Raw genomic sequence first — 24,735 nt, forward strand, 5'->3', positions numbered from 1 at the left:
GCTGCCCGCGCCCGGTTTGTGCGGGTCGCCCGTTAGCCCTGCAAGGAAAAATATGAGCTGGAGAACACTGACCTATTTTGGCGACAGCATGCTGCTGATCCCCACCGCGGTGATCATCGCCCTGGTGCTGCCGTGGAAAAGCAGCAGCCAGCGTACCGTCTGGTACTGGCTGCTGGCGTTTGGTCTCGCCGGTCTGCTGGTCAGCCTGTCTAAAATTATGTTTCTTGGCTTTGGCATCGGCAGCGCACGCTTTAACTTCACCGGCTTCAGCGGCCACAGTGCGATGTCCTCCACGCTCTGGCCGGTAATGATGTGGCTGATCTCCGGGCGCTGGTCCACTTTCTGGCGCGCCGTAACGATCGCTATCGGGTACGCGATCCCGCTCATGGTGGGGTTCTCCCGCCTGGTTATTCATGCGCACTCCGTCAGTGAAGTGCTGGCGGGCCTGCTGCTCGGTTTTACCCTGAGCAGCGCGTTTCTCATCAGCCAGCGCCGCACGGTATTGAAAGGCTTCAGCGCCCTGCAGGTTGGCGTCGCCTTCCTGGTGCCGCTGCTGCTGATGAGCCACGGGCGCGTCGCCACCACGCAGCAGTTTCTGGAACGTTTGTCGGTCAAGCTCGCCGGACTGGAAAAACCGTTTAAGCGTGCCGACCTCTTTCGCTGAAAGCGTCATGACTTAAGCCAATTCAGCGTAAAGATCCTGTCTGAATGTGCTAGCATGCAGGGCAGAAACTGACTGGCGTATTTTCCCCATACCGGGTTGCGCGCTGCTGGACTGGTACATGATTGTTAAGATAGGCACCGCGCAGGATAAATCGCCAGGCCGCTGGCTGACTGCCGTTACGCTGAGCATACTGGCTTTTCTGCTTACGCTGTTTTGTCTGGAGCTGATTGTGGTCAGCGGTCGTATTTCGCCGCTGTGGTATTCAACGGCGCTGATGACCGGCGTCGTTTTCCGCGCGCCGCTGAAACATATTCCGCTGCTGCTGGCGGGCTGCGTCGCGGGCACGGCGCTGGCGAATCTGCTGGTTATTGGTCCTGCGCTCAGTAATGCTAAATTTGCCCTTCTGAATCTGATACAGGCGCTGCTGGCCGGCGGCATGCTGCGTCTGCTGCTGAATCGCCGCGCGCCGCTTAACGCCCTGCCCGACTGGATCCGCTTTGCCCTCTGCGCCGGCCTGCTGGCTCCCCTGCTGGGCGGAGTGATTGCGCTCTGGCTGCTGCAGGTGGAGAAGCAGGCGCTGCTCCCCTTCTTCTCGACCTGGGTGATTTCGGAAGTGATCGGCGTGCTGGCTTTTGGTCCGGTGGTACTGCTGTGGCCCGCTAAGCCGCTGCGTGAACTGATCGCGCCGGGCCGTCAGCTGGAGACCCTGCTGACGCTGCTGGTTACCCTGCTCGCCAGCTATCTCTCCCTGCGCTTTCTGCCGTGGCCGTTTACCTTTATCGTGGTGATCCTGTTCTGGTGTGCAGTCCGGCTGCCAAAATTTGAAGCGTTCCTGCTCTGCTTTATCAATGCCAGTTTCATCTCGCTGCTGCTGGCACTGGACTGGGTCAACCCGGTACAGAGCGGCGCTGCGCCTGGTCCGGTCTCTGCCTGGCTCCCCTTTCTGCTGGTGCTGCTGCCCAGCCATGTCATGGCGCTGATCATGGACGCTTTCCGGCGTGAGAAAAATCATATCACCGAGAGCGAAGCGCGCTTCCGCAATGCGATGGAGTACTCTGCTATCGGTATGGCGCTGGTCGGCACCAACGGGAAGTGGCAGCAGGTTAACCAGTCACTTTGCCGTACGCTGGGTTACCGCGCCTATGAACTGACGCAGCTGACCTTTCAGGAGATCACGCATCCGGACGATCTGCACAGCGATCTGCAGCTGATGGAGCGTCTGCTGGCGGGCGACCTGATGTCCTATACCTTTGAAAAACGCTATTTCCGCAAAGATGGCGAAATCGTCTGGTCGCGTCTGACCGTCTCTATGGTGCGCGACGCCCAGCAGCAGCCGCTCTATTTTATCGCGCAGATTGTCGATATCTCCGAGCTGCGGCAGAGCGAGCAGCGCAACCGCCAGCTGATGGAGCGCATTACGCTGGCGAATGAAGCGGGCGGCATCGGCGTCTGGGAGTGGAACCTGAAAACCGGGGAGATGCTCTGGGACAAGCGCATGTATGAGCTGTTTGCACTGGATCCGCAGCAGAAACCCACTTATGACCTCTGGCTGCACCTGGTCGACCCGGCCGAGCGCGAAAGCCTGGCGCTGATTGTGCAGCAGGCGATTGAGCGCCGCTCGGCGTTTCATCTTGAGTATCGTCTCAACCTGCCGCACGGCGTACAGTTTATTCGCTCAGAAGCGAATCGTATCCTGAGCCAGGATGGACAGATCGAACGTATGCTCGGGATCTGCCAGGATATCACCTCACTGCGAACCCTTAATGAAGCGCTGTTCCAGGAAAAAGAGCGTATGGCGATCACCCTGGATTCGATTGGCGAAGCGGTGATCAGCACCGACGATGAGATGTGCGTGACCTTTATGAATCCGGTTGCTGAGAGCCTGAGCGGCTGGCCGCAGGAGCAGGCGGCCGGCACGCCGCTTAGCGAGCTGCTGAATATCACGCGCGGCGCTGACGGCCCGCGCATCGACAATTTGCTGCTCTGCACGCTGCCGGACGAAAAAATCTCTCCGGCACTGGATGAGGGGCTGGTGCTGCATACGCTGGCAGGCGCGCAGATAGAGATCCACTACAGTATTACGCCGCTGAAAACCCTGACCGGCAGCACCATTGGGGTGGTGATGGTCATTCAGGATGTCAGCGAGTCGCGCCAGATCATGAAGCGCCTGAGCTATAGCGCATCACACGATATGCTGACGCAGCTGCCTAACCGACCCAGTTTTGAAGATCAGCTGAAACGGCTGGTGAATGATGCGGCCGTCACCGGCACGCCGCATGTGCTGGTGTTTATCGATCTGGATAAATTCAAAGCGGTCAACGATACCGCCGGTCACGCGGCGGGGGATGCGCTGCTGCGCGAGCTGGCGGTGCTGATGCAGCAGCAGCTGCGCAGCAGCGATATGCTGGCGCGCCTCGGCGGCGATGAGTTTGGTATTCTGCTGCCGCATTGCGAGGTCGATCAGATCCGCGATCTGGTGCAGGGCATCGTTGATGTCGTCAATAACTATACTTTTTACTGGAAAACGCATCCTTATCAGGTGGGTGCCAGCGCCGGCATTACGCAGATTAATGCGCGCAACTGCCTCAGCAATGTGGTGATGTCGCAGGCCGATGTCGCCTGTTACAGCGCCAAGCATGCCGGGCGCGGTCAGTATCAGGTTTATCAGGATGCGGAGAGATAAAGCAGCGCACTGCATATTGCCAGCATGACCAGCCTGCGCTAAAGTCGCCCCCTTTTTTTCTGGCATGGGGCATAGGATGTATATCGGTTTTGACTACGGCACAGCGAACTGCGCTATCGCAGTAAGCGATAACGGCACGCCACGGATGCTGGCGCTGGAAAATGACCAGCCGCTGCTGCCCTCAATGATCTGCGCGCCGGTGCGCGAGGCGATCAGCGAATGGCTGCATCGCCACCATCAGGTGCCTACGCCCGCGAGCGAAAATACCGCCCTGCTGCAGCGCGCACTGCGCTACAACCGCGAAGAAGATATCGAGATAACGCCCGGCAGCGTGCAGTTTGGCCTGACCGCGCTGCAGCAATATATGACGGAGCCGGAAGATGTCTGGTTCGTCAAATCACCGAAATCCTTTTTAGGCGCCTCTGGCCTGAAGCCGCAGCAGATCGCTTTTTTTGAAGATCTGGTGTGCGCCATGATGCTGCATATCCGCCAGCAGGGTGAAGCGCAGCTCGGAGAGCAGATTGACCAGGCGGTTATCGGTCGCCCGGTCAACTTTCAGGGGCTGGGCGGTGACGATGCCAACCAGCAGGCGCAGGGGATCCTGCTGCGTGCGGCACAGCGCGCCGGCTTTCGTGACGTTGAGTTTCAGTTTGAGCCGGTGGCCGCCGGGCTGGACTTTGAAGCCACGCTGGACAAAGAGACGCGCGTGCTGGTGGTCGATATCGGCGGCGGCACCACCGACTGCTCGATGCTGCTGATGGGGCCGGAGTGGCGCCAGAAAGCTGACCGCCATGCCAGCCTGCTGGGGCACAGCGGCTGCCGCGTCGGCGGTAACGATCTCGATATCATGCTGGCGTTTAAAACGCTGATGCCGCTGCTGGGTCTGGGCGGCAGCACCCGCAAGGGCACGGCGCTCCCCGCCCTGCCGTGGTGGAACGCGGTGGCCATCAACGACGTCCCGGCACAGAGCGAGTTCTACTCTGCCGCCTGCGGTAAGCTGCTGCAGGATCTGGTACGCGATGCAGAAGAGGGAAACCGCGTGGCGCATCTGCTCAAAGTATGGCAGCAGAAGCTAAGCTACCGGCTGGTGCGCGCGGCTGAAGAGAGCAAAATTGCGCTCTCAGCGCAGGCGGAAACGGATGCGTCGCTGGCGTTTATTGCGCAGTCGCTGCAGGCGGAGATCAGCACGGCGCAGCTGGAAGAGGCGATCAGCCAGCCGCTTGAGCGGATGCTGGAGCAGGTACAGCTGGCGCTGACCACCAGCGAAACCCGACCGGACGTGATCTATCTCACTGGCGGCAGCGCACGCTCGCCGCTGCTGCGTGCGGCGCTGCAGCAGGCGCTGCCCGATACCCCGATTGCCGGCGGCAACGACTTTGGTTCGGTAACCGCCGGTCTGGCGCGCTGGGCAGAGGTGATGTTCCGCTAGCGGATCGTAACAGGAGGCGCAGCCTGCGCCTCCTCCCCCGCCCGTCAGAAGTTGATATTGGCTGAGATGCCGCCGACAAAGGCATCTTTCACCTCTCCGACCGCGCCCGGCGCCACCACATACTGCAGGTTAGGCCGCAGCTGCAGCCACTTCGCCAGCTGCGCATTGTAGTAAATCTCATAGTTGTATTCCGATCCCGCCTGCAGCAGCAGATAAGCCGGGCTGTCAAAGCGCGTTTCACCACTGGCTGCGTTCTGCTGGCGCAGGGCGCGGCTGTAAGCGCTGTTAACGTGAATACGCGCGGCACCGATACCAATTTCATCCTGCGGACGCGCATCAAACGGCCCTTTCCAGGTAAAACTGATGGACTGATAATTATCGGTTTTCGACGTCTTGCGATCGTTCATGACCGCCTGCACCGTTACCCCCACTCCGCGGCTGGCATCTCCACCCTGCGCGGTCAGCTGCTGCTGCAGCAGCAGGTAGCCGCCATAAGCGTGATCCTGGCGCTGATAGCTCCCGTCCCGCCAGCTGCCGTAATTATCCCCGTTTACGGATGAGTAGTAATAGCCGAGTCGATAGTTGCCCGGCAGCCCCGCTGCGCCCAGGGTCGGTTTCCAGCCCAGCTCGACCGGCACCAGATTACCTTCTGAATGACGGGTATCCAGGCGGAAACCGTCGCCGCGATCGTAGTTGGCGCGATTCTGGTTGTAAAAACCGACCTGGAAGAAGAGCTCGGGCGTAATGTTCGCTTTCAGGCGTCCGCCCCACTGTGAAACCGGCCAGTTAAACCAGCGATCGCCGCGCCAGTTGCCTGCCTGACCGCTGCCAAAGGCAAGGTTCTGAAACTTGCTGTCAAGGCTGTCAAAATCTTCACCCACGGTGACCCGTCCGGCCTTGAGATTAACCCGATTGTCAAACAGCCCTTTGCTCAGCCAGAACTGCGTCAGACGCCACGTCTGGCCGCGGCCATAGACCTCCTGCACGGAGGAGAGCATGCCGGTACGGCGATCGGCTACCTGATCGGAGATGTTGCGCCCGTCGCGATTAGTGACGGTGACCTGGAACTGCGCATCCTGCCAGTCGAGCAGCTTTTGCAGATCGAGGTTCGCACCAAACGCCCACTGATCGCTGTAGCGCATTGAGGTGTGGCTGTCCGCTCCGCCGCCGAGATTAGCGGCGCTCTCCATGGTGTAATTTACGTCAAATTTCACGCCGGCACTCTCCAGCTGCGTGCGGCTGCCGTCCCAGTCGCCCAGCATCCAGGGCGAATCGTAGCTGAACGCCTCTGCCGTGCCGGCGGCAGAGCTGAACACAGCCAGCATCAGCGTGCCCGCAGCCAGTTGCGGCAGCGGGTGCAAAGCAAAAATTGTTTTCATCGTTGTTATCTTCTGCAAAGTTATAAGGAAAACCGCGCAGAGGATAGTGCCGGGCAGCAGCAGGGTTTTGCAATTTCGTGTGGATTTACGCCCGATCAGACAGTGGATTAACGTATTTGTGATGAATATCTAAGATTTAAACATTCAAAGTGTGACAGTGACTATTGATTGCTCTGTATCAATATACGGGGTGCCGCAGCACCCCGACCGGGATCAGAGGTGGCTGGCGCGCGCCAGCTCCTCAATTTCCTGTTTGCTCAGCTCCAGCTGGGTAGCTTTTACCAGCTCATCCAGCTGTGCCAGCGATGTTGCGCTGACAATCGGCGCGGTGATGCTGGGACGCGCAATCTGCCACGCCAGCGCCACCTGCGTGGCTGACGCATCGTGTGAGGCAGCGATATCCTCCAGCGCCTCGATAATGCGGCTGCCGCGCTCATTGAGATACTTTTCCACTATCGCCTGTCCGCGCGGGCTCTTACCCGCATCCTGCGGCTTTTTATATTTACCGCTGAGAAAGCCGCTCGCCAGCGAGTAGTAGTTGATCACGCCAAGACCGTTTTTCACCGCCACCTGCTCCAGGCCGTTCTCATACCCTTCGCGATCGTAAAGGTTATATTCCGGCTGCAGCGTTTCATAGCGCGCCAGCCCCTCTTTACTGCTGACATCCAGCGCCTCCTGCAGACGCGCTGCGGAGTAGTTTGAGGCGCCGATAGCGCGCACCTTGCCCTCTTTGATCAGGGAATCAAACGCCTTCAGGGTATCTGCCAGCGGCGTCTGCTCATCATCGCGATGCGCCTGATAGAGATCGATCACATCCGTCTGCAGCCGGCGCAGGGAATCCTCTATCGCCTGACGGATATACGCGGGCTTCAGCCCGGTTTTTTCCGGCGACAGCTCCATGCCGACTTTGGTCGCCAGCACGATCCGATCGCGCTTGCCGCTCTGCTTTAACCATTTGCCGATGATAGTTTCCGATTCACCTCCCTGATTGCCCGGCACCCAGCGGGAATAGACATCCGCGGTATCAATAAAAAACAGGCCATTTTCGACCAGCGCATCCAGCAGTGAAAAGGAGGTCTTCTCATCGACTGTCCAGCCAAAAACATTACCACCAAAAGTCAGGCGCGGAACGGTAATACCGCTGTCGCCCAGCTGACGGGTTGCAGGTTGTTTCATTGCGCTCTCCCTGATTAAACAAGATAGGTTTGTCTTTAAGCGTAGCAAATGAAAAAGTCGCACCGGGGTCTATTCATGCCAGAATAGTGTCAGCACCGGGAAATCCTTTACGCCGCGCTGAGCAGATATTCTTAATTCCTTCAATTTTCGCCTGGCGCAGGCGGCTACACTTATTTTCGTTTGCGCTGTCCGGATGTGGGCAGGCATATCAGGAAGACGACATGGCTGGAGAGCACGCAGAGTAATGAAGAGTCGAACCAAAACAGGTCTGTTAATTCTTATCGCGCTGGCGGTAGCGGCTGGCGGTTATTACGCCTGGCACTCGCGCGCCACGCCAGCACAGCCGGCGCAGGCTAAAGAGAAGCGCGGTGCCGCAAACCGGCCAGCCGCACCGGTACAGGCGGCAACGGCTGAACTGCAAAGCGTGCCCTACTATCTGAACGGCCTCGGCACCGTTACCGCTGCAAATACGGTTACGGTGCGCAGCCGCGTTGAGGGGCAGCTGATGGCGCTGCATTTTACGGAAGGTGAGCAGGTGGCTGCCGGCACGCTGCTGGCTGAGATCGATCCGCGCCCGTATCAGGTTGCTCTCACGCAGGCGCAGGGCCAGCTGGCCCGGGATCAGGCCACGCTGGCGAATGCCCGCCGCGATCTCAGCCGCTATGAGAAGCTGTCGAAAACGTCCCTGGTCTCACAACAGGATCTCGATACCCAGCGCGCGCTGGTGAGCGAAACGCTGGGCACCATTAAAGCTGATGAGGGCAACGTTGCGAGTGCGCAGCTGAATCTGACCTACAGCCGCATCACCGCGCCGATTGCCGGACGTATCGGGTTACGCAAGGTCGACATCGGCAACTACATTACCGCCGGCGACACCGATGGCCTGGTCGTGATCACCCAGACGCACCCGATTGATGTGGTATTCAGCGTGGCTGAGAGCTATATCAGCCAGATCCTGAAAGCGCAGAAAAGCGGTCAGCCGCTGGTGGTGGAGGCCTGGGATCGCAGCAACACCACGCTGCTGACGCAGGGCACGCTGCTGAGCCTGGATAACCAGATCGATACCACTACCGGCACCATTAAGCTGAAAGCACGCTTCAGCAATGAAGATGACACCCTGTTTCCCAACCAGTTTGTTAACGCACGGCTGAAAGCGGATACGCTGCAGAATGCGGTGACTATTCCGGCCGCCGCGCTGCAGATGAGCAATGAGGGCCACTTTGTCTGGGTGGTTAACAGCGAGAACAAAGTCAGCAAGAAACGCGTTACCGCCGGACTGCAGGATAGCCAGAAAGTGGTAATCAGTGCCGGACTGGAGGCGGGTGAGCGGGTCATTACCGACGGCATCGATCGCCTCACCGACGGCGCAACGGTTGACGTCGTGGCGCCGCAGAGTACGGCAACAGAGACCACGCGTGCCGCGCAGCCAGCCCGGGGAGAGCGTCAATAATGCAGGTGCTGCCTCCTGACGCTGGCGGCGGTCCGTCACGTCAGTTCATTTTACGCCCGGTCGCCACCACGCTGCTGATGATTGCGATCCTGCTGGCTGGCCTGCTTGGCTACCGCTTTCTGCCGGTCTCCGCCCTGCCGGAAGTGGACTACCCCACGATTCAGGTTGTCACGCTCTATCCCGGAGCCAGTCCGGATGTGGTCACCTCGTCGATTACCGCACCGCTGGAACGCCAGTTTGGCCAGATGTCCGGGCTGAAACAGATGGCGTCGCAAAGTTCCGGCGGCGCCTCGGTGATCACGCTGCAGTTTCAGCTGTCGCTGGCGCTGGATGTGGCGGAGCAGGAGGTTCAGGCGGCGATTAACTCCGCCACTAACCTGCTGCCTGGCGATCTGCCTAATCCGCCCGCCTACAGCAAAGTCAACCCGGCCGATCCGCCTATTATGACGCTGGCGGTCACCACGACCAGCCTGCCGCTGACGCAGGTGCAGGATATGGTGGAAACGCGCGTGGCGCAGAAGATTGCGCAGGTCTCCGGCGTAGGCCTGGTCACCCTTTCCGGCGGACAGCGTCCGGCGGTGCGGGTAAAAATGAATGCGCAGGCGCTGGCAGCGTTAGGACTGACCAGCGAAGATGTGCGCACGGCTATTAGCAACGCCAACGTCAACTCAGCGAAAGGCAGCCTTGATGGCCCGGCGCGATCTATCACGCTGTCAGCAAACGATCAGATGACATCGGCTGAGGATTACCGCCGCCTGATTATCAGCTACAACAACGGCGCGCCGGTGCGGCTGGGCGACGTTGCGACCATTGAATCGGGCGCAGAGAACAGCTGGCTGGGTGCCTGGGCTAACCGCCAGCAGGCGATTGTGCTCAACGTCCAGCGTCAGCCCGGCGCCAATATTATCGATACCGCTGATAATATCCGGGCGCTGCTGCCATCGCTTACCGCCACGCTGCCTAAATCGGTCGACATGAAACTGCTGACCGATCGCACGACCAATATTCGCGCCTCGGTATCTGATACGCAGCATGAGCTGATGCTGGCCATGGCGCTCGTAGTCATGATCATCTATCTGTTTCTGCGCAACGTACCGGCTACGATCATTCCGGCCGTGGCGGTACCGCTTTCGCTGATTGGTACGTTTGCCGCCATCTATTTTATGGGCTTCTCGATCAACAACCTCACGCTGATGGCGCTGACTATCGCCACCGGCTTTGTGGTGGATGACGCCATTGTGGTGATTGAGAATATTTCACGCTATATCGAGAAAGGCGAGAAGCCGCTCACCGCCGCGCTGAAAGGGGCGGGAGAGATCGGTTTTACCATTATCTCGCTCACCTTTTCGCTGATTGCGGTGCTGATCCCGCTGCTGTTTATGGGCGATGTGATTGGCCGGCTGTTTCGCGAGTTCGCCGTTACGCTGGCTATCGCCATTCTGATTTCAGCCGTGGTGTCTCTGACGCTGACGCCGATGATGTGTGCGCGCATGCTGAGCGCGGAGTCACTGCGCCGGCAGAACCGCTTCTCGCGCGCCAGCGAGGCGCTGTTTGAGCGGGTCATTGCCGGTTACGGACGTGGACTGACGCGCGTGCTGCAGCATCCGTGGCTGACGCTCAGCGTGGCGCTCGGCACGCTGCTGATGACGGTGCTGCTGTGGGTGATGATCCCGAAAGGCTTCTTCCCGCAGCAGGATAACGGCATTATTCAGGGCACCCTGCAGGCGCCGCAGTCGGTCTCTTACGCCAGTATGGCGCAGCGCACGCGCGATGTTGCCTCAGCGGTGATGAAGGATCCGGCGGTTGAAAGCCTGACCTCTTTTGTCGGGGTGGATGGCACCAATCCTGCGCTTAACAGCGCCCGGCTGCAGATCAACCTCAAGCCGCTGAGCGAGCGCGACGACCGCATTCCGGCGGTGCAGGCGCGGCTGCAGCAGGCGGTGGCGCAGATCCCGGGCGTCTCACTCTGGCTGCAGCCGGTGCAGGATCTCACCATTGAGACGCAGAGCAGCCGTACCCCCTATCAGTTTACGCTGCAGTCTGGCTCGCTTGACGCCCTGAGCAGCTGGGTCCCGGCGCTGATCGGCCAGCTGGAAAAGGCGCCACAGCTGCGCAACGTCAGCAGCGACTGGCAGGATCAGGGGCTGGAAGCGTATGTGCGCGTCGATCGCGACAGCGCCAGCCGGCTCGGGATCACCATGGCTGACGTCGATAATGCGCTGTATAACGCGTTTGGTCAGCGGCTGATCTCAACGATTTACACGCAGGCGAACCAGTATCGCGTGGTTCTGGAGCAGCATAACGCGCAGACGCCGGGACTGGCGAGCCTGGAGGGGATCCGGCTTAAAAGCAGCGACGGCGGCAGCGTACCGCTCAGCGCTATCGCCAGCACAGAGGAGCGGCATACCGCCCTCAGCATTAATCATCTCGATCAGTTCCCGTCCGCGACCTTCTCTTTTGACGTGGCCGATGGCTATTCACTGGAGGAGGCGCTGCAGGCCATTACCGCCGCAGAAGGGGCGCTGGGTATGCCGGCAGATATCGTCACGCAGTTCCAGGGCAGTACGCTGGCGTTTGAAGCCGCGCTGAGCAGCACCGTCTGGCTGATTGTGGCGGCCGTGGTCGCAATGTATATCGTCCTTGGCGTGCTGTATGAGAGTTTTATTCACCCGATTACTATTCTCTCTACCCTGCCCACCGCGGGCGTCGGCGCGCTGCTGGCGCTGATGCTGAGCGGCAACGAGCTCGATATCATCGCCATTATCGGCATCATCCTGCTGATCGGTATTGTAAAGAAAAACGCCATTATGATGATTGACTTTGCGCTGGCGGCGGAGCGTGAACAGGGCATGGCGCCGCGTGATGCGATCTATCAGGCCTGCCTGCTGCGCTTTCGCCCGATCCTGATGACCACGCTGGCGGCGCTGCTGGGCGCGCTGCCGCTGATGCTCAGTACCGGCGTCGGCGCTGAGCTGCGCCATCCGCTCGGCATCGCTATGGTGGGCGGCCTGATCCTCAGCCAGATCCTGACGCTGTTTACCACGCCGGTCATCTATCTGCTGTTTGATCGCCTGGCGCACGCTACCCGCAGGCGCTTCGGTCGTCCGGAGGCGCAGTCGTGAAGTTTTTTGCCCTCTTCATTCACCGGCCGGTCGCCACCATCCTGCTGACGCTGGCGATTGCGCTGGCGGGAATGCTTGGTTTTCGTCTGCTGCCGGTGGCTCCGCTGCCGCAGCTCGACTTTCCGGTGATTATGATTTCGGCCTCGCTGCCGGGTGCCTCACCGGAAACCATGGCCGCCTCGGTGGCCACGCCGCTGGAACGCTCGCTGGGTCGCATTGCCGGCGTCAGTGAAATGACCTCGACGAACTCGCTGGGCAGCACGCGCATTATTCTGGTGTTTGATTTTGACCGTGATATTAATGGTGCCGCGCGCGATGTGCAGGCTGCGATTAATGCGGCGCAGAGCCTGCTGCCGTCAGGCATGCCGAGCCGGCCTTCTTATCGAAAAGCGAACCCCTCGGATGCGCCGATTATGATCCTGACGGTGACTTCGGACGACTATAATCCGGGTCAGCTCTATGATTACGCCTCGACGCAGCTGGCACAAAAACTGTCGCAGATTGAGGGCGTCGGCGACGTCACGGTAGGCGGCAGTTCGCTGCCCGCCGTGCGCGTCGATCTCAATCCGCAGGCGCTGTTTAATCAGGGCGTGTCGCTGGATGCGGTACGCAGCGCCATCAGTAACGCTAACCAGCGACGACCGCAGGGCGCAATCGACGATCGCCAGCAGCGCTGGCAGCTGCGCACCAATGATGAACTGCAGAGCGCCAGCGCCTATCAGCCGCTGGTAGTGCACTATAACAACGGTGCGGCGGTTCGCCTGAGCGATGTCGCCAGCGTGCAGGATTCGGTGCAGGATGTGCGTAACGCCGGGATGACCAACGGCAAGCCGGCGGTGCTGCTGGTGATCCGTAAGTCGCCGGACGCCAATATCATCGATACCGTGGATCGCATTCGCGCTGAACTGCCGGTGCTGCACGATTTCATTCCGGCGGCGATCGATCTGCAGATTGCCCAGGATCGCTCGCCGACTATCCGCGCTTCGCTGCATGAAGTCGAGCAGTCGCTGGTGATTGCCGTGGTGCTGGTGATTCTGGTGGTGTTTCTGTTCCTGCGCGACGGCCGGGCCACACTTATTCCTGCTGCGGCAGTGCCGGTCTCACTGATTGGCACCTTTGCTGCCATGTATCTGTGTGGCTTCAGTCTTAACAACCTGTCGCTGATGGCGCTGACTATCGCCACCGGGTTTGTGGTGGATGATGCGATTGTGGTGCTGGAGAACATTGCCCGTCACGTGGAGGCCGGCATGAAGCCGCTGCAGGCGGCGCTGACCGGCGTCCGCGAAGTGGGCTTTACCGTGCTGTCGATGAGCCTGTCGCTGATTGCGGTGTTTCTGCCGCTGCTGATGATTGGCGGCATTATCGGACGCTTCTTTTCGGAATTTGCCATTACGCTGTCGGTGGCGATCCTGATCTCGCTGTTTATCTCCGTTACGCTGACGCCGATGATGTGCGCGTATCTGCTGAAGCCGCAGCCGGCACAGCCTGCCGCGCCCGGGCTGTTCAGCCGTCTGCTGCAGCGGACGCAGGATGGCTATGCCCGCTCGCTGCGCTGGGTGTTGCGCCACGCCATCTGGGTACTGCTGCTGCTGGGCGGCACGGTAGCGATGACCGTCTGGCTGTTTATTACGATACCCAAAACCTTTATGCCGGAACAGGATACCGGTCGCCTGAGCGGCTTTCTGTCTGCCGATCAGAGCATCTCGTTTCAGGCGATGCGCGGCAAGCTGGAAGATTTTATGAATATCATCAAAATGGACCCGGCGGTAGATAACGTCACCGGCTTTACCGGCGGCCTCGGCACCAACAGCGGCCTGATGTTTGTGGCGCTGAAGCCTCTCTCTGAGCGCAGCGAAAGCGCCCAGCAGGTGATCGCCCGCCTGCGTACCAAACTGGCTAAAGAGCCGGGCGCCAGCCTCTATCTCAACGCCGTGCAGGACATCCGCGTCGGCGGACGGGAGTCGAACGCCAGCTATCAGTACAGCCTGCTGTCGGACAACCTTGCCGATCTGCGTGAGTGGGAACCCAAAATCCGTAAGGCCTTCTCTGCCCTGCCGCAGCTCACTGACGTTAACTCCGACCAGCAGGATAAAGGCAGCGAAATGGCCATCACATACGATCGTGAAAGCATGGCGCGCCTCGGCATAGACGTTTCAGCCGCCAACGATCTGCTGAACAACGCCTTTGGCCAGCGTCAGATCTCAACCATTTATCAGCCGCTGAATCAGTACAAAGTGGTGATGGAGGTGGATCCGCGCTATACCCAGGATATCAGCGCGCTCGACCAGATGTTTGTGGTCAATAGCGACGGCAAAGCGATTCCGCTGAGCGGCTTTGCCCGCTGGCAGCCCGCTAACGCACCGCTCTCCGTCAACCATGAGGGGCTTTCTGCGGCGACAACCATTTCGTTTAATTTGCCGGAAGGCGTGTCCCTGTCGCAGGCCTCCGCGGCGATCGATCGTGCCATGACGGCGCTGGGGGTGCCCTCCAGCGTGCGCGGCAGCTTTGCCGGTACCGCGCAGGTATTTCAGCAGTCGCAGTCCAGCCAGCTCTGGCTGATGCTGGCAGCTATCGCAGCGGTCTATATCGTGCTCGGCATTCTGTATGAGAGTTATGTGCATCCGCTCACGATTCTGTCGACGCTGCCGTCGGCCGGAACCGGCGCGCTGCTGGCGCTTAAGCTGTTTGATACGCCGTTCAGCCTGATTGCGCTGATTGGCATTTTGCTGCTGATAGGGATTGTGAAAAAGAACGCCATCATGATGGTCGATTTTGCGCTGGAGGCGGAGCGACAGCAGCAGCTGAGTCCGCGCGAGGCGATTTTCCAGGCGTGTCAGCTGCGTTTTCGCCCGATTCTGATGACCACGCTGGCCGCGCTGTTTGGCGCCCTGCCGCTGGTGCTGACCAGCGGCGACGGTGCCGAACTGCGGCAGCCGCTGGGCATCACCATCGCCGGCGGCCTGGTGGTCAGCCAGCTGCTGACGCTCTACACCACGCCGGTGGTCTATCTGCTGATGGATAAATTACGCCGCCGCAAAGCCGTCAAAGAGCCGGCAGCCACGCGGATTTCGTAGGGGGCGCCCCACCCGGTTTCGTAGGGGGCGCATTTATGCGCCCCTGGCAACCGAACGCATGCGAAACCAGGGCGCCATTAATGGCGCCCCTGTGGGGGTTTTGGGGGCGCATTTATGCGCCCCGGGCAACCGAACGCGTGCGAAACCAGGGCGCCATTAATGGCGCCCCTACGGGGGTTTTGCAGGGGGCACATTTATGCGCCTCTGGCAACCGAACGCGCACGAAACCAGGGCGCCATTAATGGCGTCCCTGCGGGGGTTTTGCAGGGGGCGCATTTATGCGCCCCGGAGCAACCGAACGCGTACGAAACCAGGGCGCCATTAATGGCGCCCTGTGGGGGTTTTGTAGGGGGCGCATTTATGCGCCCCTGGCAACTGAACGCGCCTTATGCTGGAGGAGAGAAGATGAACAAACCTGCCACTACGGTACGCTGGCAGCTGTGGATTGTGGCGTTTGGCTTTTTTATGCAAACGCTGGATACCACTATTGTCAACACTGCGCTGCCCTCCATGGCGCGCGATCTTGGCGTCAGCCCGCTGCATATGCATTCCGTTATCGTCTCTTACGTTCTGACGGTTGCGGTGATGCTGCCGCTGAGCGGCTGGCTGGCTGACCGCTTTGGCGTGCGTAACATCTTTTTCAGCGCGATTGTGCTGTTCAGCATCGGATCGCTGTTCTGCGCCCTGTCTGCCACGCTTAACCAGCTGGTAGCGGCGCGCGTGGTTCAGGGCATCGGTGGCGCAATGATGGTGCCGGTGGGCCGCTTAACGGTCATGAAAATTGTGCCGCGCGAGCAATATATGTCCGCCATGACCTTTGTGACCCTGCCGGGCCAGATTGGCCCGCTGCTCGGTCCGGCCCTCGGCGGCGTGCTGGTTGAGTACGCCAGCTGGCACTGGATTTTCCTTATCAATATTCCGGTCGGCATTATTGGTGCTGTCGCCACGCTGATGCTGATGCCGAACTACACCATGCAGACGCGCCGGTTTGATTTTGCCGGTTTTCTGCTGCTGGCGGCCGGCATGGCGGCGCTGACGCTGGCGCTGGATGGCGGCGGTAGCGGCGCGCTGCTGCCCGGCATCCTGATTCTGGCGGGCGTGCTGTCGCTGCTGTTTTATCTGATGCATGGCCGCCATAATGACAACGCGCTGTTCAGCCTGCGCCTGTTTGATAACCGTCTCTATTCGGTTGGTCTGCTGGGCAGCTTTACCGGGCGCATCGGCAGCGGCATGCTGCCGTTTATGACGCCGGTATTTCTGCAGGTGGGTCTTGGCTTTACGCCGTTTCACGCCGGGTTAATGATGATCCCGATGGTGCTGGGAAATATGGGCATCAAGCGGGTGGTGGTGCGCATTGTTAACCTGTTTGGCTATCGCCGCGTGCTGGTGGGAAGCACGCTGGCGCTGGCGCTGGTGGTGGCGCTGTTTGCCGTGGTCGCGCTGGCTGGCTGGATCTGGCTCCTGCCGCTGGTATTACTGCTGCTCGGCATGGTCAATGCCCTGCGTTTTTCCGCTATGAATACCCTGACGCTGAAAGATCTGCCGGACGATCTCGCCTCCGGCGGCAACAGCTTGCTGTCGATGATTATGCAATTGTCGATGAGTATCGGCGTCACGCTGGCGGGTCTGCTGCTCGGCGCGTTTGGCCAGCAGGCTGCCGCGGGCAGCGACATGGCGCAGCAGACCTTTGCCTGGACCTGGCTCTGCATGGTGGTGGTCATCGCTCTACCGGCGCTGGTGTTCTGGCGGGTACCGGAAGCACTCAGTAAAAATGTTGATCTCAGAACCAGGAGTAAAAAGTGATGGCGCGCTTCCGGCCCGGCATTGGCGCCAAACTCTTTATGGCGATTTTTGGCACCTGCATGCTGGTCATCATCACGATGCACTGGGGCGTACGGCTCAGCTTTGAGCATGGCTTTGTTGACTACATTAAAAAAGGCAACGAACAGCGGCTGACGCTGCTGAGTGATGCGCTGGCAGATCAGTATGAGCAGCACGGCAGCTGGGATTTTCTGCGCCAGAACGATCGGCTGATCTTCACTATTCTGCGCTCGCTGGAGCAGAATCCAGGCAGCCACAACCCGCTGCCGCCGCACGGCTGGCGCACGCAGTTCTGGATCATCGATCAGCAATATAAGGTGCTGTCAGGCCCGCGCGCCCCGATCCCGCCAAAAGGATCGCGGCGCAACATTACCACCAGCAGCGGCAAAATTGTCGGCTGGGTGATTGCCTCGCCGGCGGAAAACCTGACGCGCAGCACCGACATCAATTTTGACCGGCAGCAGCGCCAGACCAACTGGATGATCGTCACACTCTCCACTCTGCTGGCGGCGCTGGTCACCTGGCTGCTGGCACGCGGCCTGCTGGCGCCGGTTAAACGGCTGGTAGAGGGCACCCATCAGCTGGCGGCGGGAAAATTTGCTACCCGGGTTGAGGTGGATAGCGGTGATGAAATTGGTCAGCTGGCGCGCGACTTTAATCAGCTGGCGCAGTCGCTGGAGAAAAATGAGAGTAACCGCCGCGCGTTCATGGCGGATATCTCCCATGAGCTGCGCACGCCGCTGGCGATCCTGCGCGGTGAACTGGAAGCGATTCAGGATGGCGTCCGGCCGGTCACGCCTGAGGCGATAAGCTCGCTGCAGAGTGAAGTCGTGGTGCTGACCAAGCTGGTGGATGACCTGCATCAGCTTTCGCTCTCCGATGCGGGCGCCCTCGCCTACCGCAAACAGCCGCTGGATCTGGTTAACCTGCTGGAGGTGATCGCCGGCAGCTTTGCCGGACGTTATCGCACGCACCAGCTGACGCTGCAGCTGCAGCTGCCTGCTGAAGCCAGCAGCTTTGGCGACCCTGACCGCCTGATGCAGCTGTTTACGAATCTGCTGGAAAACAGCCTGCGCTATACCCATCCCGGTGGCGAGGTCCGCATCACCATGCGACAGCAGGAGAATCAGTGGCTGCTCTGCATTGATGACAGCGCGCCTGGCGTGGCGGCAGCGCAGCAGGCGCAGCTGTTTGAGCGCTTTTTCCGTGCGGAAAACTCCCGCAATCGCGCCAGCGGAGGGTCCGGTCTGGGGCTGGCTATCTGTAAAAATATCGTCGAGGCGCACGGCGGCACGATTTCTGCGGAGCACTCTGATTTAGGTGGCGTGCAAATCAGGCTAAACTTGCCCTATGTTCCCCAGTAGAAAGCCCGTATGAGCCCGGAAAATAGCGATCCACTAATTCTTGTTGTTGAAGATGAACCCAAACTGGCGCAGCTGATGATCGATTATCTGCAGGCGTCAAACTACCGCACGCACCATATTGCCAATGGCGGCGAGGTACAGGCCTGGCTGCAGCACACTACGCCAGCGCTGATGCTGCTCGATCTGATGCTGCCTGGCTGCGACGGCATGACGCTGTGCCGCGAGATACGCCGTCACTCCGATCTGCCGATTATTATGGTCACCGCCCGAACCGAAGAGATTGATCGCCTGCTGGGGCTGGAAACCGGCGCGGATGACTATATCTGTAAGCCATTCAGCCCGCGCGAAGTGGTGGCGCGGGTGAAAACGATTCTGCGGCGCGTGCGTAAATCGCCGGAAGAGGCGCAGCAGGCGTCGCTGCTGCTGATTGATGAGGGCCGCTTTCAGGCCAGCTGGCGAACTGCGCCGCTGGAGCTGACGCCGGCGGAGTTCCGCCTGCTGAAAACATTGTCGCTGGAGCCAGGCAAAGTCTTTTCCCGCGAGCAGCTGCTCAATCAGCTTTATGATGATTACCGCGTGGTAACTGACCGCACCATAGACAGCCATATCAAGAACCTGCGCCGCAAGCTTGAGGCGCAGGACGCCGATCAGCCGTTTATCCGTGCGGTATATGGCATCGGCTATCGCTGGGAAGCGGATATGTGCCGGCTGGCGTAGCCTGTTATTGATCCCGATCAATTTACTTCACTTCGCACCCTGCCTACAATTTCCGCCTCTTTTGCAGAGCCGCACGCCGCGGCTTCTGCTGTGGCCATCCGCGATGGTCAGCTGACCTGACATCAGTGAGTCTTCCATGTTTAAACCTGAACTGCTCTCCCCGGCGGGAACGCTGAAAAATATGCGCTACGCCTTTGCCTATGGCGCTGACGCCGTTTATGCCGGCCAGCCGCGCTATAGTCTGCGCGTCCGCAATAATGAATTTACGCACGACAACCTGGCGCAGGGGATCGCCGAAGCGCACGCGCTGGGTAAAAAGTTCTATGTGGTGGTCAATATCGCGCCGCATAACGCCAAACTGAAAACCTTTATTCGCGACCTTACACCGGTGGTGGCGATGCAGCCCGACGCGCTGATCATGTCCGATCCGGGACTGATTATGCTGGTGCGCGAGGCGTTTCCGGCGATGCCGATCCACCTTTCCGTGCAGGCCAACGCCGTCAACTGGGCCACGGTGAAATTCTGGCAACAGATGGGGCTGACGCGCGTCATTCTGTCACGCGAGCTGTCGCTGGAGGAGATTGCGGAGATCCGCACGCAGGTGCCAGAGATAGAGCTGGAGATTTTTGTCCACGGCGCGCTCTGCATGGCCTACTCCGGTCGCTGCCTGCTCTCCGGCTATCTCAACAAGCGCGATCCAAACCAGGGCACCTGCACCAACGCCTGCCGCTGGGCGTATAAGGTCTCCGAAGGCCAGCAGGATGAGGTCGGCAATATTACCGGTATCCATGAACCGGCAGAACAGCCCGCTGCGGTGCCTGACCACCCTGCGCCAACCGACCGGCTGTTTCTGCTGGAAGAGAAGATGAAACCGGGCGAAGTGATGAGCGCGTTTGAGGATGAGCACGGCACCTACATCATGAACTCAAAAGATTTGCGTGCGGTGGCGCATGTGGAACGGCTGAGCGCAATGGGCGTGCATTCGCTGAAAATTGAAGGGCGTACCAAATCGTTCTACTACTGTGCGCGCACCGCGCAGGTCTATCGCCGCGCGATTGACGACGCCGCAGCGGGTAAACCTTTTGATACTTCACTGCTCGCTACGCTGGAAGGTCTGGCGCACCGTGGCTATACCGAGGGTTTCCTGCGGCGTCACACCCACGACAGCTACCAGAACTATGAGCAGGGCTTTTCCGTTTCTGAACGTCAGCAGTTTGTGGGCGAATTCACCGGCGAGCGGCGCGGCGACCGGGCGCAGATTGCGGTGAAAAACAAGTTCCTGCAGGGCGATGCGGCAGAGATTATGACGCCCCAGGGCAATCTGACCTGCACGCTGGAGGCGATGGAAAACGATCGCGGCGAGGCGGTCACTGTCGCGCCCGGCGACGGTCATCGGGTCTGGATCCCGGTGCCGGCAGAGGTGGATCTTCGCTTTGCGCTGCTGCTGCGTAATCTTCCTGAAGGCAATACCACTAGCGATCCGCACGGCAAAAATCGCACAAAATGAAAAAAAGGCGGCGAAGTTAGAACAGGATCACAGACGGTCACAGCGCCGCGCTTTAGAATCCCGCCTGCTGCTAATGAGTAACAATATCCAGCGTGCACGACCAGGAACCACCTCATTTACCCGCCCGGCTCCCCCGCGCGGGTTTTCTTTTTTCAGCGCCTGCCGATAAAGTTCCCGCCGCAGCTATGCTATAACCACATCCCTGTCTCACGTTTCAAGGAACTGAAGATGCACACTACACCGCTCACGCTGCTGATCCTGAATGGAAAAGGCGCCGGCAATGAAGATCTGCGCGCGGCCGTTGATACGCTGCGCGAAGAGGGCTTTAATCTGGCCGTGCGCGTCACCTGGGAAAAAGGTGATGGCGATCGCTATGTACAGGAAGCGGTTGCTCTGCAGGCGGAAACCGTTGTTGCAGGCGGCGGCGACGGCACCATAAATGAGATTGCCACCGCGCTGGCCGCGATACCTGAGGCCTCCCGTCCGGTACTCGGCATTCTGCCGCTGGGCACCGCCAACGATTTTGCCACCAGCGTGGGCATTCCGGCGGAGATGGAGCCGGCGCTGCGCCTTGCCGTGGTGGGCAAAGCCACCGCTATCGATCTGGCGCGGGTGAATGGCGACCGCTACTTTATCAATATGGCGACCGGCGGCTTTGGTACGCGTATTACCACTGAAACGCCGGAGAAACTGAAGTCCGCGCTGGGTGGCGTCTCCTACTTTATTCACGGCCTGATGCGCGTGGATGCGCTGAAACCTGACAGCTGCGAAATCAGCGGTCCTGGCTTCAGCTGGCAGGGTGATGCGCTGGTTATCGGTATCGGTAACGGTCGCCAGGCGGGTGGCGGGCAGCGCCTCTGCCCCGATGCGCTGATAAACGATGGTCAGCTTAACCTCAGCATCGTTACCGCGCAGGAGCTGCTGCCCACGCTGCTGCATTCGCTGACGCGCGATGATGAAAACCCTAATATTGTGTCGGCTCAGCTCGACTCGCTGACTATTCGTTCGCCGCATGAGATGACGTTTAATCTGGACGGTGAGCCGCTCAGCGGCAGCGAATTTACCATTGATGTGCTGCCAGGCGCGCTCAGCTGTCGCCTGCCGCCACAGTGCGCGCTGCTGGCCTGACAACGCACGTATCACCGGGTGCGCACTGATGCGCACCCGGTGGTTTACCGGGCAAACCGCTTAACCTTCCGGATTATACCTTCATCCAGCGCCGCTCGGCCGCCGAAATCGCAATGGCTTCCAGCACCTTCTGTACCTGTAGCCCTTCGGCAAAGTCTGGCCACATGCGATCGCCTGCCGCAATGCCATTGATCAGATCGCGGATCTCCACGGTTTTCTGATCGTTAAACCCGATACCGTGCCCGGCGGAGACGCAGAAGCTGGCGTAGTCGGGATGCGCCGGTCCGGTGAGCAGCGTTTTAAAGCCCTGTCGTCCGGCAGGTTCATCGTGGATATAGAGCGCCAGCTCGGCCATGCGCTCCTGGGTATAGCGCAGCGTACCCCGGGTGCCGGTGACCACATAGGTCAGCCCCATCTTGCTGCCACAGGCAATGCGTGAGGTTTCAATCACGCCGTGCGCGCCATTGCTGAAGCGCAGCAGCGCGCTGGCCTGATCCTCATTCTCGACCGGCAGCAGACGCGCAGGATCTTTAGGATCGGGGCGCTGCGCGATTACCGTCATCATATCGCCGCTGACCTCCTCAATGTCGCCCACCAGATAGTGCGCCATATTGACGATATGCGCGGCCAGATCGCCGAGCGCGCCCAGCCCTGCCAGTTTTTTCTGACAGTGCCAGTCCAGCGGCGTCTGCGGGCTGGCGAGGTAATCTTCATTATGCGTGCCGTAAAAATGCACCACTTCACCAATCTCGCCGCGCGCAATGATCTCCCGCGCCAGCTGGCTGGTCGGATTTTTCATGTAATTAAAACCCACCAGCGTTTTTACACCCGCCCGCTCTGCCGCCTGCACCATCTCCTCTGCATCCGCCACGCTCAGCGACAGCGGCTTTTCCGAGTAGACATGTTTGCCGTGGCGGATCGCCTCCAGCGCCATCTCTTTATGCAGGAAGTTGGGCGCACAGATATCGACAACGTCGATCTGCGGATCGCTGACCAGCTCGCGCCAGTCGCCGGTGGAGCGGGCAAAGCCAAACGTGGCCGCCTGCTTTGCCGCCAGTGCCGGATCGACTTCAGCCAGCATCTCCCGCACGATCTCACCTTTCAGGGCAAACACCGTGGGTGCCTGCGCATAGGCGATAGCGTGACACCGCCCGATATATCCGCTGCCGATCATTCCGATTCTGACTCTGTTCATGCTGCACCCGTAAAAAGTGGAGGAGGTTTCGCGGAATATATGTTTCATTTTTTGGCGCCACAATGGCGAAATGAAATATCTGTGATCATTGATGTGGAGCACACGACAAAATCAACAAATCCCGCTGTAATCTTGCAGTACTTTGGTGATATTCCTCACATTAAGTCAGGCGGTGGCGGTTTATTCAGCAGTCAGTAAAAATTTTGCAAAAGGGCTTTGACACGCAGCAGGCTGCCCGATATTATGCGCCCCGTTCCACACAATTCCTCTGTAGTTCAGTCGGTAGAACGGCGGACTGTTAATCCGTATGTCACTGGTTCGAGTCCAGTCAGAGGAGCCAGATTCTTAAAAAGAGCAGCCTGTAAGGCTGCTTTTTTTATGCCTGCGTGTTATCCGCCCGCTGCNTTTGCAAAAGGGCTTTGACACGCAGCAGGCTGCCCGATATTATGCGCCCCGTTCCACACAATTCCTCTGTAGTTCAGTCGGTAGAACGGCGGACTGTTAATCCGTATGTCACTGGTTCGAGTCCAGTCAGAGGAGCCAGATTCTTAAAAAGAGCAGCCTGTAAGGCTGCTTTTTTTATGCCTGCGTGTTATCCGCCCGCTGCACCCGCCCTACCACCAGTGATGAAAGTGGTGTACCGGCCCGATGCCCTTTCCTGCCTCCAGCGAATCGGCCTGCAGCAGCGCCTGCTGCAGCCAGCCTTTTGCCGCCGTCACCGTATCAGCCCAGCTCTCATGCCGCGGCCGCAGCGCTGCCAGCGCCGCCGAAAGGGTACAGCCGGTGCCGTGAGTGTGACGCGTCGCTACGCGCGGGGCCGTAAAGCGGAAGCGTCCGCTGCGGGTAATCAGCCAGTCCGGGCTTTCCGCATCCTCCAGATGTCCCCCTTTCATCAGCACCGCGGCACAGCCGAGATCGAGCAGCCCCTCCCCCTGCTGCTGCATGGCGCGCTCATCGCGGGCAGGTGTTGTTTCCAGCAGCGCCGCGGCTTCCGGCAGATTAGGCGTGATCAGCGAAACCTGCGGCAGCAACCGCTCACGCATCGCCGCCACCGCCTCCGGCGCCAGCAGCGCATCGCCGCTTTTGGCAATCATTACCGTATCCAGCACCACAAACGGCAGCCGCGCGCGCGCCAGTTTCTCTGCCACCACTTCCACGATAGCGCTCTCTGCCAGCATGCCGATTTTTGCCGTATCGATACGGATATCGCTCAGCACCGAATCCAGCTGGGCGGCGACAAACGCCGGTGAAATGTAACAGACCGACTGTACGCCACAGGTGTTTTGCGCCACCAGCGCGGTAATAACGCTGGTGCCGTAGGCGCTGAGTGCGGAAAAGGTTTTGAGATCGGCCTGAATGCCCGCGCCGCCGCTGGGATCGGTGCCGGCAATGGTCAGGGCATTTATACGGGGCAAGCCGCGCGGTAAAACAGAGGAAGGATGGGTCATCATAGCGCTCCTGTCAGGCGTACAGGAAGGCGAATGCGCGCAGGCATCTGACTTCCCTACGCTGGCATTATCCAGATCAGGTAATACGGGTATTTCTCAGCCTTCACAAAGAAGGGCACCCCGAGTCATGGTGTCTGTTACGACACACCGGCAGCTTAGGGGAAGCGATCGCCTGACGCAAGCCGCAGCGAGCAGAAAGCTTGATCTGCGCGGTAGCAGAAGCAGACAGTGCGCTGGAGTGACCGGTTTATTGATATAGCGCAAGCCGCGGCAACGCGGCTGCATGCTTAATCTGCTGCCGGATCACCCTGCCGGATATCATCATGCTTAACCTGCTGCGCCACCTTATTCCGCACGCTCACCGCTGGTATCAGATTGAGATCAGCCGCCACGGCGTCCTGAATCCTGCCGGACGTCACTGTCAGGCTACCTTTATCACCGCGCGCTGCCGCAGCTGTGGTGTACAGCTGCATAAGCTCTACTACCGCGACCTCAGCGATAGCGAAGCGCGCCGCTGGCTCGGCTGATTCAGCGCAAAAAAAGCCCCGCAGCAAGGTGCGGGGCGCGGGCCGGACAGC

General features: G+C 59.7%; 16 protein-coding genes, 2 tRNA genes and 1 riboswitch. Of the genes, 14 read left to right on the forward strand and 4 right to left on the reverse strand.

The genetic code is table 11. The features are described 5' to 3' along the window. Positions 1 to 52 precede the first annotated feature (52 nt). From F3I15_RS02790 to yegD, 3 genes are all read left to right on the forward strand, one after another. On the forward strand, positions 53 to 664 hold the full coding sequence (locus F3I15_RS02790; protein WP_150016466.1) for a phosphatase PAP2 family protein: 612 nt from the start codon (positions 53 to 55) through the stop codon (positions 662 to 664). A gap of 118 nt (positions 665 to 782) precedes the next feature. After that, positions 783 to 3,347 carry a diguanylate cyclase gene (locus F3I15_RS02795; RefSeq protein ID WP_150016467.1) on the forward strand — a complete coding sequence of 855 codons (2,565 nt, stop codon included), beginning with the start codon at positions 783 to 785 and terminating at the stop codon, positions 3,345 to 3,347. 76 nt (positions 3,348 to 3,423) lie between these two features. Further along, the gene (gene yegD, locus F3I15_RS02800) at positions 3,424 to 4,776 is read left to right on the forward strand and encodes a molecular chaperone (protein ID WP_150016468.1); all 1,353 of its coding nucleotides are present in this window, start codon (positions 3,424 to 3,426) and stop codon (positions 4,774 to 4,776) included. 44 nt (positions 4,777 to 4,820) lie between these two features. Here yegD and F3I15_RS02805 read toward each other — a convergent pair whose 3' ends face one another. Beyond that, entirely contained in the window at positions 4,821 to 6,155 is a 1,335-nt protein-coding gene (locus F3I15_RS02805) for a carbohydrate porin (protein WP_150016469.1), read from the reverse strand. Between the two features lie 213 nt (positions 6,156 to 6,368). After that, on the reverse strand, positions 6,369 to 7,331 hold the full coding sequence (locus tag F3I15_RS02810) for an aldo/keto reductase (protein ID WP_150016470.1): 963 nt from the start codon (positions 7,329 to 7,331) through the stop codon (positions 6,369 to 6,371). Between the two features lie 244 nt (positions 7,332 to 7,575). Here F3I15_RS02810 and F3I15_RS02815 point away from each other — a divergent pair, with 244 nt between their 5' ends. The 8 genes from F3I15_RS02815 to yegS all read left to right on the forward strand — a co-directional run bounded on the left by F3I15_RS02815 (position 7,576) and on the right by yegS (position 21,514). Then, positions 7,576 to 8,781: an MdtA/MuxA family multidrug efflux RND transporter periplasmic adaptor subunit gene (locus tag F3I15_RS02815; RefSeq protein WP_150016471.1), complete on the forward strand. Its 1,206-nt coding sequence runs from the start codon at positions 7,576 to 7,578 to the stop codon at positions 8,779 to 8,781. Continuing rightward, a complete protein-coding gene (locus tag F3I15_RS02820; protein ID WP_150016472.1) occupies positions 8,781 to 11,903 on the forward strand; it encodes an MdtB/MuxB family multidrug efflux RND transporter permease subunit in 3,123 nt (1,040 codons plus the stop codon). The genes F3I15_RS02815 and F3I15_RS02820 overlap by 1 nt, the downstream gene beginning before the upstream one ends. After that, positions 11,900 to 14,977, forward strand: a complete 3,078-nt coding sequence (mdtC, locus tag F3I15_RS02825) for a multidrug efflux RND transporter permease subunit MdtC (RefSeq protein WP_150016473.1) — start codon at positions 11,900 to 11,902, stop codon at positions 14,975 to 14,977. The genes F3I15_RS02820 and mdtC overlap by 4 nt, the downstream gene beginning before the upstream one ends. Positions 14,978 to 15,382: 405 nt before the next feature. Further along, positions 15,383 to 16,780, forward strand: coding sequence for a multidrug transporter subunit MdtD (gene mdtD, locus F3I15_RS02830; RefSeq protein WP_150016474.1), 1,398 nt, complete (start codon positions 15,383 to 15,385; stop codon positions 16,778 to 16,780). Next, the gene (gene baeS, locus F3I15_RS02835; RefSeq protein WP_150016633.1) at positions 16,780 to 18,162 is read left to right on the forward strand and encodes a two-component system sensor histidine kinase BaeS; all 1,383 of its coding nucleotides are present in this window, start codon (positions 16,780 to 16,782) and stop codon (positions 18,160 to 18,162) included. The genes mdtD and baeS overlap by 1 nt, the downstream gene beginning before the upstream one ends. 9 nt (positions 18,163 to 18,171) lie before the next feature. After that, entirely contained in the window at positions 18,172 to 18,879 is a 708-nt protein-coding gene (gene baeR, locus F3I15_RS02840) for a two-component system response regulator BaeR (RefSeq protein WP_150016475.1), read from the forward strand. A gap of 136 nt (positions 18,880 to 19,015) precedes the next feature. Continuing rightward, a complete protein-coding gene (gene yegQ, locus F3I15_RS02845) occupies positions 19,016 to 20,386 on the forward strand; it encodes a tRNA 5-hydroxyuridine modification protein YegQ (protein ID WP_150016476.1) in 1,371 nt (456 codons plus the stop codon). A 228-nt stretch (positions 20,387 to 20,614) separates the two neighbouring features. Next, positions 20,615 to 21,514 (forward strand): lipid kinase YegS, encoded by a 900-nt coding sequence (gene yegS / locus F3I15_RS02850; protein WP_150016477.1) that lies wholly within the window; start codon positions 20,615 to 20,617, stop codon positions 21,512 to 21,514. Between the two features lie 73 nt (positions 21,515 to 21,587). Here the strand turns inward: yegS and F3I15_RS02855 are convergent, their stop codons facing one another. Beyond that, the gene (locus F3I15_RS02855; protein WP_150016478.1) at positions 21,588 to 22,709 is read right to left on the reverse strand and encodes a Gfo/Idh/MocA family protein; all 1,122 of its coding nucleotides are present in this window, start codon (positions 22,707 to 22,709) and stop codon (positions 21,588 to 21,590) included. A gap of 264 nt (positions 22,710 to 22,973) precedes the next feature. On the opposite strand from F3I15_RS02855, the gene F3I15_RS02860 reads away from it, so the two are divergent. Both F3I15_RS02860 and F3I15_RS02865 read left to right on the forward strand, forming a co-directional pair. Then, a tRNA-Asn gene (locus tag F3I15_RS02860) sits at positions 22,974 to 23,049 on the forward strand. Between the two features lie 127 nt (positions 23,050 to 23,176). Continuing rightward, positions 23,177 to 23,252: transfer RNA gene (locus F3I15_RS02865), tRNA-Asn, on the forward strand. Between the two features lie 71 nt (positions 23,253 to 23,323). On the opposite strand, the gene thiD is transcribed toward F3I15_RS02865, so the two are convergent. After that, entirely contained in the window at positions 23,324 to 24,124 is an 801-nt protein-coding gene (gene thiD, locus F3I15_RS02870; protein WP_150016634.1) for a bifunctional hydroxymethylpyrimidine kinase/phosphomethylpyrimidine kinase, read from the reverse strand. Positions 24,125 to 24,193: 69 nt separating this feature from the next. Next, positions 24,194 to 24,290: riboswitch (TPP riboswitch) on the reverse strand. 190 nt (positions 24,291 to 24,480) lie between these two features. On the opposite strand from thiD, the gene F3I15_RS02875 reads away from it, so the two are divergent. After that, entirely contained in the window at positions 24,481 to 24,684 is a 204-nt protein-coding gene (locus F3I15_RS02875) for a hypothetical protein (RefSeq protein ID WP_150016479.1), read from the forward strand. Positions 24,685 to 24,735 lie beyond the last annotated feature (51 nt).

This window comes from Pantoea sp. M_9, from assembly GCF_008631385.1.
Lineage (GTDB): Bacteria > Pseudomonadota > Gammaproteobacteria > Enterobacterales > Enterobacteriaceae > Pantoea > Pantoea eucrina.

Bases quoted from the DNA above. Each gene is read 5' to 3' on its own strand.
- baeS (WP_150016633.1), top strand. From the start codon at position 16,780: ATGGCGCGCTTCCGGCCCGGCATTGGCGCCAAACTCTTTATGGCGATT.
- F3I15_RS02810 (WP_150016470.1), bottom strand. From the start codon at position 7,331: ATGAAACAACCTGCAACCCGTCAGCTGGGCGACAGCGGTATTACCGTT.
- F3I15_RS02815 (WP_150016471.1), top strand. From the start codon at position 7,576: ATGAAGAGTCGAACCAAAACAGGTCTGTTAATTCTTATCGCGCTGGCG.
- yegD (WP_150016468.1), top strand. From the start codon at position 3,424: ATGTATATCGGTTTTGACTACGGCACAGCGAACTGCGCTATCGCAGTA.
- F3I15_RS02855 (WP_150016478.1), bottom strand. From the start codon at position 22,709: ATGAACAGAGTCAGAATCGGAATGATCGGCAGCGGATATATCGGGCGG.
- mdtD (WP_150016474.1), top strand. From the start codon at position 15,383: ATGAACAAACCTGCCACTACGGTACGCTGGCAGCTGTGGATTGTGGCG.
- F3I15_RS02805 (WP_150016469.1), bottom strand. From the start codon at position 6,155: ATGAAAACAATTTTTGCTTTGCACCCGCTGCCGCAACTGGCTGCGGGC.
- yegS (WP_150016477.1), top strand. From the start codon at position 20,615: ATGCACACTACACCGCTCACGCTGCTGATCCTGAATGGAAAAGGCGCC.
- F3I15_RS02790 (WP_150016466.1), top strand. From the start codon at position 53: ATGAGCTGGAGAACACTGACCTATTTTGGCGACAGCATGCTGCTGATC.
- yegQ (WP_150016476.1), top strand. From the start codon at position 19,016: ATGTTTAAACCTGAACTGCTCTCCCCGGCGGGAACGCTGAAAAATATG.
- F3I15_RS02795 (WP_150016467.1), top strand. From the start codon at position 783: ATGATTGTTAAGATAGGCACCGCGCAGGATAAATCGCCAGGCCGCTGG.
- F3I15_RS02820 (WP_150016472.1), top strand. From the start codon at position 8,781: ATGCAGGTGCTGCCTCCTGACGCTGGCGGCGGTCCGTCACGTCAGTTC.
- F3I15_RS02875 (WP_150016479.1), top strand. From the start codon at position 24,481: ATGCTTAACCTGCTGCGCCACCTTATTCCGCACGCTCACCGCTGGTAT.
- baeR (WP_150016475.1), top strand. From the start codon at position 18,172: ATGAGCCCGGAAAATAGCGATCCACTAATTCTTGTTGTTGAAGATGAA.